A 17,086-nucleotide genomic window follows, 5' to 3' on the forward strand; every position below is an offset into this window, starting at 1 on the left:
TCGTTTACCGTTTTGAGTGCGGCGCGCCATGTGTGGCGCCGGATGTGTCGTGGCCGGCCGCAGGAGGAGCTCGTGGAAGCAGTGATCACAGTGGTAGCCCTGCTCTTCGTGCTGTTCCTGGCGCTCGGCGTCTACGCCACGGTGAAGGCGATCGGCGCCGCCAAGCGGGGCGTCGACCGCACCATCACCCAGGCCCGCCGCACGGTCGAGGACCACACCCTGCGGGCCAAGTCCTTCGCCCAGCTCGGACCGGCCGGCGAGATCGCCCAGCTGCGGCTCAAGCTGCGCACATCGATGCGGGCCACCCAGGACGCGCTGCACGCGGGCGTCGCCGAGGACGAGTCCCTCAAGGAGTCGCTCGGTCTCTTCCAGAGACTCAGCGCGCACGGCCGGGAACTGGACGACGAGCTCAAGCGCCTGGAGTCCGAGCCGGACCGGGCGACGCTGACCGAGCGGCTGCCCTCGCTGCGGGAGCGCACCGAGCGCATCACGGGATCGGCGGACTCGCTGCGCTGGGCGGCCCGGGACCGTGCCCACCGCTTCGCGGACGACGACCTCGACTCCCTGAGCGCCCAGATCGACGTCGAGACCGGTGCCCTGCGGCACTGGACCACACCGGAATCCGCCCAGACGCCGCCCTCGTGGCCCGAGGCGCCTGCCGCCGACAGCCCGGCAGCGGGGCAGACGTGGCCGGAGACACCCGGCGCACGCACCGCGGAGGAGCCGACGCAGGCCGCCATCACCCCTCCGGGAACGCGTCCCACCTACCCGTGGCAGAAGAAGCCGCGCCCTGAGAGCACCACCTGAGGTGACCCCGGGGCGGGTGCTGTTCGACTGGTACTTGATTCGGTCAAGGGCGGCCCAGCTGCGAGGGGCCGGGCTGCCGTACGGGGGCTACGCCAGGTAACCTCCAGGTCATGTCCCGCCATGTCGCGATCGTCACGGATTCAACGGCCTACTTGCCGCAGCGGACGATGGAGCGCCATGGCATCACAGCGGTGCCCCTGACCGTCGTCCTCGGCGACCAGGCCCTTGAAGAGGGCAGCGAGATCTCGACCCGTTCCCTCGCGCAGGCGTTGCAGAAGCGACGACCCGTCACCACCTCGCGCCCCAGCCCGCAGCTCTTCGCCGAGACGTATCGCAAGGTCGCCGAGTCCGGCGCGACCGGCATCGTCTCCCTCCATCTCTCCGCCGAACTGTCCGGCACGTATGACGCGGCGGTCGTCGCGGCGCGCGAGGCGCCGGTACCGGTACGGGTGGTGGACACCGGCATGGTCGCCATGGCGCTCGGCTTCTGCGCGCTCGCGGCGGCCGAGGTCGCCGAGGCGGGCGGCACGGTCGACGAGGCGGTCACCGCGGCGGAGAAGCGGGCGGCCGGGACGTCCGCCTACTTCTACGTCGACACCCTGGACTACCTGCGCCGTGGCGGCCGGATCGGCGCCGCGCAGGCCCTGTTGGGCTCCGCGCTCGCGGTGAAGCCGCTCCTCCAGCTGGAGGGCGGGCGCATCGACCTTCTGGAGAAGGTGCGGACGGCGTCGCGGGCGATCGCCCGCCTGGAGGAACTCGGGGCCGACCGGGCGGGCAGCGCGTCCGTCGACATCGCCGTGCACCATCTCGCCGCCCCCGACCGGGCCTCCGCTCTCGCGGACCGTCTGCGCTCACGCGTGCCCGGGCTCGCCGACCTGCACGTGAGCGAGGTCGGAGCGGTGATCGGGGCGCATACCGGGCCGGGGCTGCTCGGGGTCGTGGTCTCGCCGCGCTGAGGACTTCCCTCACTCGGGCGAGTGGTGGAGTTATCCACAACTGTGCGGTGATCCACGGAAATTGAGCAAGATCATCGCGGTTCGGCGAAGTGTCCGATCCTCGTCGCATGGCACTTCGATCACGCTCACACTCACGCTCGCACAGCACGAATGCGACCAGCGGCCCTGGACGGGGCCCCGGCTCCGACGGCCGTTCCCGCCGACTCCGCTCACCTGGCGGCGGCCGGGCCGGACACCGTGACGCCTCGGCGGAGGAGATCCGTCGCCGGGCGGAGGCGTTGTTCGCCGAACGGGCCCGAATCCGACGGGAGATGGAGATGGGGCTGGGGCCCCCGCCGGACGGGGGCGCCGTGCCCGTCGGAGGGGCGGGTGTCCGGGGGGCGGTGGAGACGCCGGTGGCTGCGGGGGCGTCGCCGGCGGTGGGAATGGTGGGAATGGCGGGGGCGTCGGGAACGGCGGTCGTGTCGGAGGCGGTGGTGGCTCCGGAGACGGTGGCGGGTTCGGGAGTTGCGGGAGCTGCGGGGGCGTCGGGAACGGCGGGGGCTTTGGATGCCTCGCGGGGGGCCGATGCGTCGGACGGTAGTGGGTCCGGCGATGGGTCCGGCGGTGTGGGTGTGCGGCCTGACGACGTCGACGAGGGGGGTGAGGGGACAGCCTCTCGTGGCGCAGAGGCTTGGCAGACGCGGGCAGGGTTTGCGCTGCGGGAGCGGATGCCTGTGTGGCTGCAGGCGCGCTGCGGACTGGAGCGCAGGAGCGTGGTTGCGCTCACGGTACTGCTGGTCGCCGCTGCTGCCTTCGCCGTACAGCACTTCTGGGCAGGACGGGCCGAGCCGGTGAGGGCGCCGGAAGTGGTGCGAGCCGCGGCTCCCTACCCGACAGATGAACAGAGCTCGGCGGCCGAGCATCCCGCTTCCGCCGGCCCGCCGGCGGGCATGGGGAGTACGGCAGGGGCCGAGATCGTCGTGGACGTCAGCGGCAAGGTGCGAAAGCCCGGTATCCACCGGCTCCCGGCCGGTTCACGTGTCGTCGACGCGTTGGGCGCGGCCGGTGGAGTCCGGCCCGGCACCAACACCGACGGTCTCAATCGCGCGCGCTTCCTCGTGGACGGGGAGCAGGTCGTCGTCGGCGGACCCGCGCCGGCCGGGGCCGTCGGGGCGGGGGCGGGAGGTTCCGCCGGTGCGGGGGCAGGAGCCGGGCCCCCGTCCCCTGTCTCTCTCAACACGGCCACGGTGGATCAGCTCGACACCCTGCCCGGCGTCGGCCCCGTGTTGGCGCAGCACATCGTCGACTACCGGGCACAGCACGGCGGTTTCCGATCGGTGGACGAGTTGCGCGAGGTCAACGGCATCGGCGAGCGACGCTTCGCCGACCTGCGGAATCTCGTGCAGCCATGAGGCGTGAAGACGCTGAGCATGCCGTTGCCGTTGCCGTTGCCGGAGACGGGGACCCTGGAACCAGGGCCAGGGGTGCTGCCGACGGCATCGGAGTCCGGGGCGTGCCTGGCTCCCGCGCTCGCCGCGCCGTGCACGCGGAATCCGGTAGGCGGTTGGGCGACGCCAACCCGCGCCAGGAAGGGCCGGTGGATCTACGGCTCGTGCCGCCCGCGCTCGCGGCCTGGGCGACGGCCGCGCTGACGCTGGACGCGTCGCCAGGGCTGGTGGGCGGCATCGTGGTCGTCTGCCTGATGACCGCCGGCGCCTTGCTGGTCGTGAGGCGGCGGCGGGCGCGGGCGCGGTGCGGAGTTCGCGGCTACCGGACTCCGGGCACGTGGGGCGTCCGCCCTGCCGGTCGGGAGAGCGGTAGGGAGAGCGACGGGGGCGCGGTCGGGCGGAGTGACCAAGGCGTGGGTGGGCGGAGCGTCTGGCCCCGGGTCACCGTCGCCGCATCGTTGCTCTGCGTGGGCGCGGCTGCCGCGTCGGCCGGGTTGCACGGGGCCGATCTGCGCCGGGGGCCGGTGCCGGCGCTGGCACAGGAGTACGCGACCGTCACCGCCGAGGTCGAGATCACCTCCGATCCACGGCTCACCCGGCCCAGAGTCAGCGGGGACCACGTGACTCCGGACTCCGTTCTGATCGAGGGCGAGGTCCGCAGAGTCGAGGGTGCGGACCGGACGGCGGTGGCGACGCGGGCCCCGGTGCTGGTGATCCTGGACGTCGGGTCGGGCTCAGGCGCAGGTAGAAGCACCGGCACCGGCACCGGCACCGGCACCGGCATGGACATGGACATGGGTGCGGATGGTCCGCGTGCGGGGTTCGATGACCGGGGTCCGTCCGGGGGTGCGCGGCCCGCTGAGACTGCCGGCCGGGCGGGGCCCGGGGGTGTGCCGGGATCCGGGGTGACGTCCAGGGCGTCGTGGCTCGGGTTGTTGCCGTCCACTCGGGTGCGGGTGACCGGGCGGTTGGCGCCCGCGCTGGCTCGAGGGGACCGGATCGCGGCTGTGCTGCGGGTCCGGGATCGTGCGGCGCCGTCGGTGGTGGAGGAACCGTCGGCCGCGCAGCGGTTGGCGGGGCGGCTGCGGACAGGACTGCGGGCGGCTACCGAGGGACTGCCGACGGACGCGAGGGCGCTGCTGCCCGGGCTGGTCGTCGGGGACACCTCGCGGATCACTCCCGAACTGGACGAAGCCTTCAAGGAGACGGATCTGGCACACACCCTCGCCGTCTCCGGGAGCAACCTCACGATCATCCTCGCCCTCCTCCTCGGACCGCCCGGGCTGGCCCAGCAGGTGGAGCGCCGCGGCCTGGCGCCCCGGCTCGGCGTCCCCCTCCGGACGACCGCGCTGCTCGGCGGAGCGCTCACCCTCGGATTCGTGGTCGTGTGCCGGCCCGACCCCAGTGTGCTGCGCGCCGCGGCCTGCGGGGCGATCGTGCTGCTCGCCCTGGCGACCGGCCGCCGCAGATCGCTCATCCCGGCGCTGGCGACGGCGGTACTGCTGCTGGTGCTGTACGACCCGTGGCTGGCCCGGAGTTACGGGTTCCTGCTGTCCGTCCTGGCCACCGGGGCCCTGTTGACGCTGGCGCCGCGGTGGAGCGCCGCGCTGCGGCGGCACCGGGTACCCCCGCGGCTCGCGGAGGCGTTGGCGGCCGCGGGAGCCGCGCAGGCACTGTGCGCGCCGGTCGTCGCCGTGCTGTCGGCGCGGGTCAGTCTGGTGGCGGTGCCCTGCAACCTCCTCGTGGAGTTCGCGGTCGCGCCGGCGACGGTGCTGGGTTTCGCGGTGCTGGCGACGGCACCGATGGCGATGCCGGTGGCCAAGGCGTTGGCTTGGTGCGCGAGTTGGCCGGCCGGGTGGATCGCGGGTGTGGCGCGGGCCGGGGCGGCGCTGCCCGGCGGGGGAGTGGACTGGCCGGGGAGCTGGGGCGGAGCCCTGTTGCTCGCGCTTGTCACGGGAGGGGCGGTGCTGCTCGGGCGGCGACTGTTGAGGCACCCCTGGCTGTGCGGGCTCTGCGGGGTGCTGCTCCTGCTCGTGGTGGTGCAACCGCCGCCGCTGACCAGAGTGCTCACGGGCTGGCCGCCGCCGGGGTGGCGGCTGGCCATGTGCGATGTGGGACAGGGCGACGCGACCGTCCTCGCAGCGGGCGACGGCGCCGGGGTCGTGGTGGACGCCGGGCCGGATCCGAGACTGGTCGATCGTTGTCTGCGCTCGCTCGGAATCACCCGGGTGCCGCTCGTCGTGCTCACCCACTTTCACGCCGACCACGTCGCCGGGCTGCCGGGGGTGCTGCGTGGCCGGGCGGTGGGCGAGATCCAGACGACGGGGTTCGAGGAGCCAGTGGACCAGGTGGACTTCGTACGGAAGGAGGCGGCGGCGCGGGGCGTTCCGCTGGTGCGGGCCGTGGCCGGGGAGCGGAGGCGGATCGGGGCGCTCGACTGGGAGGTGCTGTGGCCGCCGCCGAACCCGGTGCCGGAACCGGACGGTCCGAACGACGCGAGCGTGACGCTGCTCGTGCGGTCGGCCGGGCTGCGGATGCTGCTGCTCGGAGACCTCGAACCCCCGGCGCAACAGGCACTGGTGCGATCACCGGCGGCCGCGCTGGTGCGGGGAGTGGACGTCCTCAAGGTGGCGCATCATGGCTCGGCCTACCAGGATCCGGACCTCATACGCGCAGTGGCACCACGGCTGGCGCTGATCTCGTGCGGTGCGGGCAACTCGTACGGGCATCCCGCGCCCAGCACGGTGGCGGCGCTGCGTGCGGGAGGCGCGGCGGTGTTCCGGACGGACCGGGACGGCGCGGTGGCGGTGGTCGCGGGCGTGGGCGGGGAACTGGGGGTGGCGCGAGACTGAGGGCATGAATCCCGCACAGGCCGAGGAAGAACCGCCCCAGCCCTCCGTCGCTGGGCTCGACGCTCGACTGGTCGATGCCTATCTGCGCCGCATCGGCGTCGAGCCCCCGGCACGGCCCGCCACTCCCGTCGCCGCCACCGCTCCCGTCGCCCGCGCCGCCACCGCTCCCGTCGTCCGCGCCACCACCCCCGGTGCCACTGCCCCTGTCACCGGTACCACTGCCCCTGTCGCCACCGCCACTGCCACCGTCGATCTGCTGCGTGAGTTGCATCTGCGGCACTTGCGGACGGTGCCCTTCGAGAACCTGTCGGTTCATCTGGGGGAGGAGATCGTGCTGGAGGAGAGGAGGCTTGTCGAGAAGGTCGTCGGGGCGCGGCGGGGAGGGTTCTGTTACGAGCTGAACGGGGCGTTCGGTGCGCTGCTCGCGGCGCTGGGGTTCGAGGTCACGCTGATGGCGGCGCGGGTGTACGGGGAGGAGGGGCGGCTAGGGATTCCGTACGACCATCTCGCGCTGCTGGTGGGGACGGCGGACGCGGGCGAGTGGCTGGCCGACGTCGGGTTCGGGGCGCACAGCCACTACCCGCTCCGGTGGGGGGACCGTGATGAACAGAGGGATCCCGGCGGGGTGTTCCGGATCGTCGAGGCGGATCGGGACGGCCCGGATCCGGCCAGGGGCGGCACCGGTGCGGCGCAGACGCGGGACCTGGACGTCGTGTGCGACGGGGTGCGGGTGTACCGACTGGAGGTGCGGCCCCGGGTGTTGGGGGACTTCGTGGCGGGAGCCTGGTGGCACAGCACCTCGCCGGAGTCGCATTTCACGAAGTCGCTGATCTGCTCACGGGTCACGGAGGACGGAGGGAGGATCACGCTCAGCGGACGCCGGTTCAAGGCGACATCCGTCGACGGAGTGCGTGAGGAGAGTGAACTGACGGGCGACGAGGCGGTGTTGGCGGTATATCGGGAGCGGTTCGGGATCGAGTTGGAGCGGGTGCCGACGGTACGGGCGGCGGAGAGGCCGGCAGAGAGGCCGACAGAGGGGCCGGCGGAGAGACGGGCTGAGGAGCCGGCTGAGGGAAGCCTGCGATCGGAGGGGTAGATTCCGGTCACACGGGGCTACTCGTGCGTAGTGCCAGCACATGCGCTGGTTTCCCGCGATGTGGGCTCGTCTTGCCTCGAAAGCCGCATCGGTGATCGAATGCTTCTTCGACAACAAGTGATGTCAAGTCGCGCAGGGGTGTCGTAGATGTTCGGCCGTTGGCTGGGAAACCGTACGAACCGCGTGCAGCGGACGAGTCCCCTCGCGGCGGTCCACACTCCGCCGAACGCCGGAGTGCTGAGCTGTCGGATCCTCGACCCGGTCAACGAACCGGTGCCGCATGCGGAGTTCGCGGTGAGCGATGCGATGGGACGCAACGTCGTCAGCGGCGGCACGGATCCCTTCGGGGCGTTCATGACGACCGTGCCGGCGGGGGAGTACCGGCTCGCGGTGTCCGCCGAGGGGTACACGCCCTATCGGGCGACGGCGACGGTCGGGGAGAACGCGCTGGCCTCGCTCGGCGATGTGACCCTCCAGGTCGCGCGGCCTCCGGAGCTGCCGACGCCGGGGGACTGGGAGATCGAGCCGACGCATTCGTCGATCGGGTTCACCGCGCGGCACATCGGGCTCGCCCGGATCCACGGGCGGTTCAACTCCTTCGCGGGGGCGGTGCGGATCGCCGAGCGGATGGAGCAGTCGGCGATGCATGTGGTGATCGACGCGGCGTCCATCGACACGAACGTCAGGATGCGGGACGACCATCTGCGGTCCGCGGACTTCCTGGACGTGATGCGGTTCCCGACGCTCGAGTTCTACAGCGAGCGGTTCGTGCACAAGGGCGGCAGCCGGTGGGCGGTCACCGGGGCGTTGTCGCTGCACGGTGTGACGCGGACGGTCACGCTCGACACGGAGTACCTCGGGGTCGGCAACGGCATGGGCGGCGAGGTGCGGGCGGCCTGCCGGGCGCGGACCGAACTGCACCGGGACGACTTCACCGTCAGCTGGCAGACGATGCTGACGCGGGGCATCGCGGTGGTCGGCCCCAGCATCAGCATCGAGCTGGACGTGCAGATCGTGCAGACCACGCCCAAGGCCTGACCACGCCCAAGGCCTGACCACGCCTAACGCCCGACCGTGCCGACCGGCCGACCTGCGGTACGGCTGCCGACCCGCGTGCCGGAAAATGGGGCCCGTGAGTGATGTGAGACATGTGCTGGTGCTGCCCGATCGTGAGGCCGCTGAGGAAGTGGCCCGAGCGCTCGGGGAGCGGTTCGGGCTGGGCGAGGAGCCGAGGATCGTCCGGGACGCCCTGGCCGGGGAGGACGACGCGGAGGACGCGCAGTGGCTCGTCCTGGTCGGGGACGAGGACGAGCGGCTCGACGCGGGCGCGCTCGACGAGTTCGCGGGGGAGTGGGACGGCTGGCGCGAGGAGCCGTAGCCGGCCTCGGCCGCAGTCGCGCATGTCGGCCGCGGTCGTACACGTCGGCCGCAGTGGCACGCGTCGGCCGCGGTCGTACACGTCGGACCTCGACCGCGTTGTCAGTGGCTCGTGGGATGCTTTCGGAGATGGCCAGGAAGACTGCAAACGACGACCCTCTCGCCCCGGTGACCCTTGCCGTGGGCCAGGAGGACCTCCTGCTCGACCGTGCCGTGCAGGAGGTGGTGGCCGCCGCCAAGGCCGCCGACGCCGACACGGACGTACGTGACCTGTCCTCGGACCAGCTGCAGCCCGGCACGCTCGCCGAGCTGACCAGTCCGTCGCTCTTCGCGGAGCGCAAGGTCGTGGTCGTACGCAACGCGCATGACCTGTCCGCCGACACGATCAAGGACGTCAAGGCGTACCTCGGGGCTCCCGCCGAGGAGATCACGCTCGTGCTGCTGCACGCCGGCGGGGTCAAGGGCAAGGGGCTGCTGGACGCCGCGCGCAAGGCGGGGGCGCGGGAGGTGGCCTGCCCGAAGATGACGAAGCCGGCGGACCGGCTGGCCTTCGTCAGACAGGAGTTCCGGGTGACCGGCCGGTCGGCCACGCCCGAGGCGTGCCAGGCGCTCGTCGACGCGATCGGCAGCGATCTGCGGGAGCTGGCGTCCGCCGTCTCCCAGCTGGTCGCGGATGTCGAGGGGACCATCGACGAGGCGGTCGTCGGGCGGTACTACACCGGGCGGGCCGAGGCGTCGAGCTTCACCGTCGCCGACCGGGCGGTGGAGGGGCGGGCGGCGGAGGCGCTGGAGGCGTTGCGCTGGTCGCTGGCCACCGGCGTCGCGCCCGTGCTGATCACCAGCGCGCTCGCCCAGGGCGTGCGGGCCATCGGCAAGCTGTCCTCCGCGCGCGGCGGCCGGCCGGCCGACCTCGCCCGGGAGCTCGGTATGCCGCCCTGGAAGATCGACCGGGTCAGACAGCAGATGCGGGGGTGGACACCGGACGGGGTGGCCGTCGCGCTGCGGGCGGTGGCCGAGGCCGACGCGGGAGTGAAGGGCGGCGGTGACGATCCCGAGTACGCCTTGGAGAAGGCCGTCGTGACGATCGCGCGGGCGGCCCGCTCCGGCGGCCGAGGCTAGCCGCCCCTCCGGGATCCGTCCTCCGGGATCCCCGAACACGCCTCCACCTCCGGCTCCCCGCAAGCCGCCTCCCCCTCCAGCCCCGGATCCGCCCCTCCGGACCCCGATGCGAGCTATGTGATCCAGTAGCCCTTCCCCCGTCGGGGAGGAGAATCGGACGTGTCAGGAAAGGTGGCGATCGACATGGCCGAACACCCGCACGCGATGCTCGTCCGCAAGGGGTACGAAGCCTTCATGCGGGGCGACATGGACGCCCTCAGAGGCATGATGACCGGGGACTGTACACACCATGTGCCCGGTTCCCACCCCCTCTCGGGGGACTTCAAGGGCACCGACGCGATCATCGACATGTACGGTCGGCTCTTCTCGGAGACGGGCGGCTCGATGCGGGTCGAGGTGAAGAGCATCCTTGTCGACGGCCGTGGACACGCCGTCGCCATGCACCGCTTCACCGCCGACCGCAACGGCAAGCACATCGACGAGAACGGCTGCATCGTCTTCCGGATCGTCGGCGACAAGATCACCGACCTCGACGAGTGCCTGGAGAGCATCGACAAGAGCAACGACTTCTGGTCGTGAGCCTTCTCGTTGTGAGCCTTCTGGCTCGTGAGCCTTCTGGTCGTGGGCATGCCGAAGGCCCCGGCTGCCGTCCTGGGGAAGGACGAGTGCCGGGGCCTTCGGTTCAAGCCGATCAAGCTGTTGGATCCGCGCCCGCGTGGCGAACGCAGGCCGTGCGCGGACCCGTGGGTGCCGGTCGGGGGCGGATGAGAGAGGGCCCGCCCGAGTCCTTCCGGCGATCAGATCAGATAAGGGTTCAGCCCTTGAGGGTCTCGACCTTGGAAGCAAGCGCCGACTTCTTGTTGGCGGCCTGGTTCTTGTGGATGACGCCCTTCGAGACGGCCTTGTCGAGCTGACGCGCGGCAGCGCGCTGGTACTCGGTGGCCTTCTCGACGTCACCCGCGGCAGCGGCCTCGCGGGCCTTGCGGATCGCGGTCTTCAGGGAGGACTTGACGGCCTTGTTGCGCAGCCGAGCCTTCTCGTTGGTCTTGATCCGCTTGATCTGGGACTTGATGTTCGCCACGAAGTAAGCCTCTTCTATTTCCTGGTTTCGAATGTGCCCCGCGCTGAGAGGGCATGAGACACAGCTGCCCACGTTACCAGTGGACGCGAGAACGGCCCAAACCGGCCCCCGGTCGCCGCCCATGGGACCATGGAGCCTACGTATAGATCCGACCCGAGCCGCTGACCCTGCGGATACCTCAAGAATCAGGACCCTGCGTGCCCGCGACCCCTAAGAATGTGCCCGAGCCGAGCCGTACCGCCCCGGCTCTGATCCGCAATTTCTGCATCATCGCGCACATCGACCACGGCAAGTCCACGCTCGCCGACCGCATGCTCCAGCTGACCGGCGTGGTCGACCAGCGGCAGATGCGTGCTCAGTACCTCGACCGCATGGACATCGAGCGCGAGCGCGGCATCACGATCAAGTCCCAGGCCGTGCGTCTGCCCTGGGCCCCGACTCAGGATCCGGGCAAGACGCACATCCTCAACATGATCGACACCCCCGGGCACGTCGACTTCACCTACGAGGTCTCGCGGTCGCTCGCGGCCTGCGAGGGGACCGTTCTCCTCGTCGACGCCGCTCAGGGCATCGAGGCCCAGACCCTCGCCAACCTCTACCTGGCGATGGAGAACGACCTTAAGATCATCCCGGTGCTGAACAAGATCGACCTGCCGGCCGCGCAGCCCGAGAAGTTCTCCGAGGAGCTCGCCAACCTCATCGGCTGCGACCCCGATGACGTCCTCAAGGTCTCCGCCAAGACGGGTCTGGGCGTCGAGGCGCTGCTGGACAAGGTCGTCGCCGAGGTCCCCGCACCGGTCGGCGTCCAGGACGCTCCGGCGCGCGCCATGATCTTCGACTCGGTGTACGACTCCTATCGCGGTGTCGTGACGTACGTACGTGTCATCGACGGGCAGCTCAACAAGCGTGAGCGGATCCGGATGATGTCCACGGGCGCCACGCACGAGCTGCTGGAGATCGGCGTCTCGTCCCCGGAGATGAAGTCGGCCGACGGGCTCGGCGTCGGTGAGGTGGGCTATCTCATCACCGGTGTGAAGGACGTCCGTCAGTCCAAGGTCGGTGACACCATCACCACCCTGCACAAGGGGGCCACCGAGGCGCTCGGCGGCTACAAGGACCCGAAGCCGATGGTCTTCTCGGGCCTGTATCCGCTGGACGGCTCCGACTACCCCGAGTTGCGCGACGCCCTCGACAAGCTCCAGCTCAACGATGCCGCGCTGGTGTACGAGCCGGAGACCTCGGCGGCTCTGGGCTTCGGTTTCCGCGTCGGTTTCCTCGGGCTCCTGCACCTCGACGTGATCCGGGAGCGGCTGGAGCGCGAGTTCGGGCTCGATCTGATCGCCACCGCGCCCAACGTGGTCTACCGCGTCGTCATGGAGGACCGCACCGAGCACACGGTCACCAACCCGAGCGAGTTCCCCGAGGGGAAGATCGACGACGTGTACGAGCCTGTCGTACGCGCCACGATCCTCGCGCCCTCCGAGTTCATCGGGTCGATCATGGAGCTGTGCCAGACCCGGCGCGGCACCCTGCTCGGCATGGACTACCTCTCCGAGGACCGGGTCGAGATCCGCTACACGCTCCCGCTCGCGGAGATCGTCTTCGACTTCTTCGACCAGCTGAAGTCCAAGACCCGCGGCTACGCCTCGCTCGACTACGAGCCCACCGGCGAGCAGGCCTCCAGCCTGGTCAAGGTCGACATCCTGCTGCACGGCGACAAGGTCGACGCGTTCTCCGCCGTCACCCACAAGGACGCGGCCTACGCCTACGGTGTGCGGCTCGTCGCCAAGCTGCGCGAGCTGATCCCGCGGCAGGCCTTCGAGGTGCCCATCCAGGCGGCCATCGGTTCCCGGGTCATCGCCCGAGAGACCATCCGCGCCATCCGCAAGGACGTCCTCGCCAAGTGCTACGGCGGTGACATCTCCCGGAAGCGCAAGCTGCTGGAGAAGCAGAAGGAAGGCAAGAAGCGGATGAAGATGGTGGGTTCCGTGGAGGTTCCGCAGGAGGCCTTCATCGCCGTTCTGAGCAGCGACGAGAACGCGGGATCCGGCAAGGGCAAGAAGTAGCCGCCCGGAACGCCGATCCTCCGGGGCCCGTCACGCGAGAGCGCGGCGGGCCCCGGGTGCGTCCTGTGGTGCTCGTGTGGGCCGTCCTGGTGGAAATCGATCACCCGGAGCCCCTTACGCGCTGGCCAGTCGCCGCTTACTCTGATGCCTGCTCAATAGTTACTCGTGAGTTAAACAACAGCAGTCAGCCACCAGCCGCATTGAGCCAGCAACGCCGCGGGCGCCGGAGGATGTCGTGAGCGACACACAGACACTGATCGAGAACCGTCCGCCGTCGGTCGCGGGCCTCTTCCTGGAGCGCGTGGCGGCCACGCCCGACGTGGAGGCGTACCGGTACCCGGTGCCGGCCGCGTCCGGCGCGGGCCCCGACGAATGGAAGTCGCTGAGCTGGGCGCAGGCCGCCGAGCGGGTCTACGCGATCGCGGCCGGCCTCATCGAGCTCGGCGTGCAGGCGGAGCAGCGCGTCGCGCTCGCCTCCTCCACCCGGTACGAGTGGATCCTGGCCGACCTCGGCATCATGTGCGCCGGGGCCGCCACGACCACCGTCTACCCGCAGACCAATGCCGACGAGTCGGCGTTCATCCTCTCGGACTCCGAGAGCAGGGTGCTGATCGCCGAGGACGCAGCCCAGCTCGCCAAGGCGATCGAGAAGCGCGCCGAGCTGCCCGCTCTCACCCACGTCGTCGTCATCGACCCGGCCGGCGTCGAGACCGGCGAGGACTGGATCCTCACCCTCGACGAGCTGGAGAAGCGCGGCGCCGCCCGGCTGGCGCAGGAGCCCGGACTGATCAAGGACCGGGTCGCCGCGATCACCTCCGACCAGCTCGCCACCCTCATCTACACCTCCGGCACCACCGGCCGCCCCAAGGGCGTGCGCCTCCCGCACGACAACTGGTCGTACATGGCCAAGGCGATCGCCGCGACCGGGCTGATCAGCGCCGAGGACGTGCAGTACCTGTGGCTGCCGCTCGCGCACGTCTTCGGCAAGGTGCTCACCTCCGGACAGATCGAGGTCGGGCACGTCACCGCCGTCGACGGCCGCGTCGACAAGATCATCGAGAATCTGCCGATCGTCCGGCCGACGTACATGGCGGCCGTGCCGCGCATCTTCGAGAAGGTCTACAACGGGGTCGCCGCCAAGGCCCGCGCGGGCGGCGGGGCCAAGTACAAGATCTTCCAGTGGGCCGTCGGGGTCTCCCGCGAGTACGCCAAGGCCGCACAGGACAACTTCCGCCGCACCGGCAGCGCCGCCGTCCCCTTCGGGCTCGGCGCCAAGCACAAGGTCGCCGACGCGCTCGTCTACGCCAAGATCCGCGAGGCCTTCGGCGGGAACCTGCGCGCGTGCGTGTCCGGCTCGGCGGCCCTCGCGCCCGAGATCGGCTACTTCTTCGCCGGCGCGGGCATCCACATCCTCGAGGGCTACGGCCTGACGGAGTCCTCCGCGGCCTCCTTCGTGAACCCCGGCGAGGCCTACCGCACCGGCACGGTCGGCAAGCCGCTGCCCGGCACCGAGGTGCGCATCGCCGAGGACGGCGAGATCCTGCTGCGCGGCCCCGGCATCATGGAGGGCTACCACGGGCTCCCCGAGAAGACCGCCGAGGTGCTGGAGGCCGACGGCTGGTTCCACACCGGCGACATCGGCGAGCTCTCGCCCGACGGCTATCTGCGCATCACCGACCGCAAGAAGGACCTGATCAAAACCTCCGGCGGCAAGTACATCGCGCCCGCCGAGGTCGAGGGACAGTTCAAGGCGGTGTGCCCGTACGTCTCCAACATCCTCGTGCACGGCGCCGACCGGAACTTCTGCACCGCGCTCATCGCCCTCGACGAGATCTCGCTCATGGACTGGGCGAAGGAGAACGGACTGGCCGGAAAGTCGTACGCGGACGTCGTCGCCGCGCCCGCGACGGTCGAGCTCATCGACGGCTACGTCAAGCAGCTCAACGAGGGCCTCCAGCGCTGGCAGACCGTCAAGAAGTTCCGGCTGCTGCCCCGGGACCTCGACGTCGAGCACGGCGAGATCACGCCGAGCCTGAAGCTGAAGCGACCCGTCGTGGAGCGGGAGTACAAGCACCTCATCGACGAGATGTACGCCGGAGCGCGCGAGGCGTGACGCACCACCCGTATTAGGCCAGTGCGCGGGGTGGGGGCGGAGTCCGAATGCTCGGATTCCGCCCCTCAACCGTGCGTCATCGAGCACGCGCGTACACGGGTGTGCATCTGCGCAGCACGCTTCTCGCTCATGACGGCCCACTTCGGTAACCCAGCGCTCATGGCCGGGATCGGTCTGTCACGCTGAGGGCATCCGAAACCGTCCGGGGAGCTGCGCATGGGGGCCATTCCGACCCAACGGGAGACCGTCTCCCGTGCCAACGGCGCGCCCGCGCACTCAGGCGGGCTCCCGCACACCCGTACGACCCTGACCGGCGGCCCCTTGGCGCCCGGCGCCGCCCGCGCCTTGGTCCGCGCCGCGCTCACGGAGTGGGTCGGCGCCGGCGCACCCGGTCCCGGAGAACTCGGCGAGCGGTGCGCGCAGGACGCGATACTCGTCGTCAGTGAGCTCGTCACGAACGCCGTCGTCCACGCCGGCACCGACGTCGAGCTGGTCTGCCGGCTGGAGGACGAGCCCGGGCACCCCGACGGCTGCCTCGCGGTCGTCGTCGAGGTCTCCGACCACCACCCCTCCCGCGCCCCACGCGACGGCGCCGCCGAACCGCCGAACCAGACATCGGCGTATGAGTCGTACGGGTCGTACGACTCGTACGAGACGCCGTCGGACGGTGGGACGCCGTACGAGATGCCGGAGTACGGCCGGGGCCTGCGCCTGGTCGCCGCGCTCGCCGAAGCCTGGGGAGTGACGTACCGCAGGGGGACGAAGACGGTGTGGGCGCGACTGACGCCGAACGCCGAGCCCCATGACCTCGATCCGGCCGACGGCCCCGCCCCGGGTCTCCTCGCAGCCCTCGCCCCCGAGCCGCAGCCCGTCGGACGCGGCGACCCGGACTGGCTCAACCGCGGCGCCCTCTCCTTCCTCGCCGAGGCCTCCGACCTGCTCGCCGGACAGCTCGACGAGGACCTGGTGGCCGCGCTGACCGGCCAGCTTCTCGTGCCGCGGCTCGCCGACTGGTGCGCGGTGTGGCTGGAGGACGAGGTCGGCGGACGCGGCGACTGGGCCGGCGGGCCCGGCCCGCGGCTGGCCCGGGTCTGGCACGGCGGCGAGCACCTCATCGAGGAACTGCGCCGGGCCCTGGAGAAGGACCCGCCGTGTCCGCCCGACGGCGGTCCGCAGTCCGGACCCGAGCCCTTCCCCTGGCCCGGCACGGTGCTCGGCCCGCGCGGCGCGTCGCTCGCCTACCGGCTGATCGCCGGCGGCCGCCCGCTGGGCACCCTGGTCATCGGCCGGGCCGGGCCGACCGCCTTTCCCGACGAGGTCACCGGCCTCGTCGAGGACCTCGGCCGCCGGGTGGCGCTCGCGATCGGCGCGGCCCGTCAGTACGCCCGCCAGGCCACCATCAGCGCCGTCCTGCAGCGCGGGCTGCTGCCCGGCGCGGTCGCCGAGATCCCCGGCATGCGCAGCGCCCTCGTCTACGAGCCGCGCGAGCAGGGCGGGCCGAGCGGCGACTTCTACGACCTGTTCCCGGCGGGCGACGGCCGCTGGTGCTTCGCGGTGGGCGACGTACAGGGCAAGGGCCCGGAGGCGGCCGTCGTCATCGGCCTCGCCCGGCCCTGGCTGCGGCTGCTGGCCCGCGAGGGCTACCGCGTCGCCGACGTCCTGGACCGCCTCAACCAGCTCCTCCTCGACGACGCGACCGAGGCCGCCGACGCCGCCGCCCGCGCCTTCGTCGGCCCCGCCGGACCGGGCGAGGGCCCGCAGACCCGCTTCCTCTCCCTCCTCTACGGCGAACTGGCCCCCTTCGAGGGCGGCGTCCGCTGCACCCTCGCCTCCGCCGGACACCCGCTGCCGCTGCTGCTCGCACCGGACGGCTCGGTGGCCACGGCCGGGCGCCCGCAGACCCTCCTCGGGGTCATCGAGGACGTCACGTACACCAGCGACAGCCTGGAGCTGCGGACCGGCGACAGCCTGCTGTGCGTCACCGACGGGGTCACGGAACGGCGGTCGGGCTCCCGTCAGTTCGACGACGGCGACGGCCTGGCGACCGCGCTCGCCGGCTGCGCCGGGCTCGACGCGGAGCTGATCGCGGAGCGGATCCGGCGGCTCGTGCACGAGTTCGGCGAGCAGCCACCGGAGGACGATCTGGCGCTGCTGGTGCTGCAGGCGGACTGAGAGTGCGGGGGACCGGC

General features: G+C 71.4%; 13 protein-coding genes. 12 read left to right on the plus strand and 1 reads right to left on the minus strand.

Annotated features, from left to right (window positions below):
* The first annotated feature begins 72 nt into the window (after nucleotides 1–72).
* From ACWD4O_RS12520 to ACWD4O_RS12560, 9 genes are all read left to right on the plus strand, one after another.
* Nucleotides 73–807 carry a hypothetical protein gene (locus tag ACWD4O_RS12520; protein WP_451279684.1) on the plus strand — a complete coding sequence of 245 codons (735 nt, stop codon included), beginning with the start codon at nucleotides 73–75 and terminating at the stop codon, nucleotides 805–807.
* A 110-nt stretch (nucleotides 808–917) separates the two neighbouring features.
* Nucleotides 918–1,763 (plus strand): DegV family protein, encoded by an 846-nt coding sequence (locus ACWD4O_RS12525; RefSeq protein ID WP_451279685.1) that lies wholly within the window; start codon nucleotides 918–920, stop codon nucleotides 1,761–1,763.
* Nucleotides 1,764–2,188: 425 nt separating this feature from the next.
* Entirely contained in the window at nucleotides 2,189–3,157 is a 969-nt protein-coding gene (locus ACWD4O_RS12530; RefSeq protein WP_451279959.1) for a helix-hairpin-helix domain-containing protein, read from the plus strand.
* Between the two features lie 128 nt (nucleotides 3,158–3,285).
* Nucleotides 3,286–6,045, plus strand: coding sequence for a ComEC/Rec2 family competence protein (locus ACWD4O_RS12535; RefSeq protein WP_451279960.1), 2,760 nt, complete (start codon nucleotides 3,286–3,288; stop codon nucleotides 6,043–6,045).
* Between the two features lie 253 nt (nucleotides 6,046–6,298).
* Nucleotides 6,299–7,141, plus strand: a complete 843-nt coding sequence (locus ACWD4O_RS12540) for an arylamine N-acetyltransferase family protein (protein WP_451279961.1) — start codon at nucleotides 6,299–6,301, stop codon at nucleotides 7,139–7,141.
* Nucleotides 7,142–7,288: 147 nt separating this feature from the next.
* Nucleotides 7,289–8,179 carry a YceI family protein gene (locus tag ACWD4O_RS12545; RefSeq protein WP_451279686.1) on the plus strand — a complete coding sequence of 297 codons (891 nt, stop codon included), beginning with the start codon at nucleotides 7,289–7,291 and terminating at the stop codon, nucleotides 8,177–8,179.
* A gap of 94 nt (nucleotides 8,180–8,273) precedes the next feature.
* Nucleotides 8,274–8,519 carry a hypothetical protein gene (locus ACWD4O_RS12550; RefSeq protein ID WP_451279687.1) on the plus strand — a complete coding sequence of 82 codons (246 nt, stop codon included), beginning with the start codon at nucleotides 8,274–8,276 and terminating at the stop codon, nucleotides 8,517–8,519.
* Nucleotides 8,520–8,647: 128 nt separating this feature from the next.
* On the plus strand, nucleotides 8,648–9,637 hold the full coding sequence (gene holA / locus ACWD4O_RS12555; protein WP_451279688.1) for a DNA polymerase III subunit delta: 990 nt from the start codon (nucleotides 8,648–8,650) through the stop codon (nucleotides 9,635–9,637).
* Nucleotides 9,638–9,820: 183 nt separating this feature from the next.
* A complete protein-coding gene (locus ACWD4O_RS12560) occupies nucleotides 9,821–10,216 on the plus strand; it encodes a nuclear transport factor 2 family protein (protein WP_451279962.1) in 396 nt (131 codons plus the stop codon).
* Between the two features lie 235 nt (nucleotides 10,217–10,451).
* Here ACWD4O_RS12560 and rpsT read toward each other — a convergent pair whose 3' ends face one another.
* Entirely contained in the window at nucleotides 10,452–10,718 is a 267-nt protein-coding gene (gene rpsT / locus ACWD4O_RS12565; RefSeq protein WP_020127768.1) for a 30S ribosomal protein S20, read from the minus strand.
* A 197-nt stretch (nucleotides 10,719–10,915) separates the two neighbouring features.
* Here rpsT and lepA point away from each other — a divergent pair, with 197 nt between their 5' ends.
* From lepA to ACWD4O_RS12580, 3 genes are all read left to right on the plus strand, one after another.
* Nucleotides 10,916–12,784 carry a translation elongation factor 4 gene (gene lepA / locus ACWD4O_RS12570; protein ID WP_451279689.1) on the plus strand — a complete coding sequence of 623 codons (1,869 nt, stop codon included), beginning with the start codon at nucleotides 10,916–10,918 and terminating at the stop codon, nucleotides 12,782–12,784.
* Nucleotides 12,785–13,019: 235 nt separating this feature from the next.
* Nucleotides 13,020–14,897 (plus strand): AMP-dependent synthetase/ligase, encoded by a 1,878-nt coding sequence (locus ACWD4O_RS12575; RefSeq protein WP_451279690.1) that lies wholly within the window; start codon nucleotides 13,020–13,022, stop codon nucleotides 14,895–14,897.
* A 216-nt stretch (nucleotides 14,898–15,113) separates the two neighbouring features.
* A complete protein-coding gene (locus ACWD4O_RS12580) occupies nucleotides 15,114–17,069 on the plus strand; it encodes a SpoIIE family protein phosphatase (RefSeq protein WP_451279691.1) in 1,956 nt (651 codons plus the stop codon).
* The last annotated feature ends 17 nt before the right edge of the window (nucleotides 17,070–17,086 follow it).

Source organism: Streptomyces sp. NPDC002623, assembly GCF_053592635.1.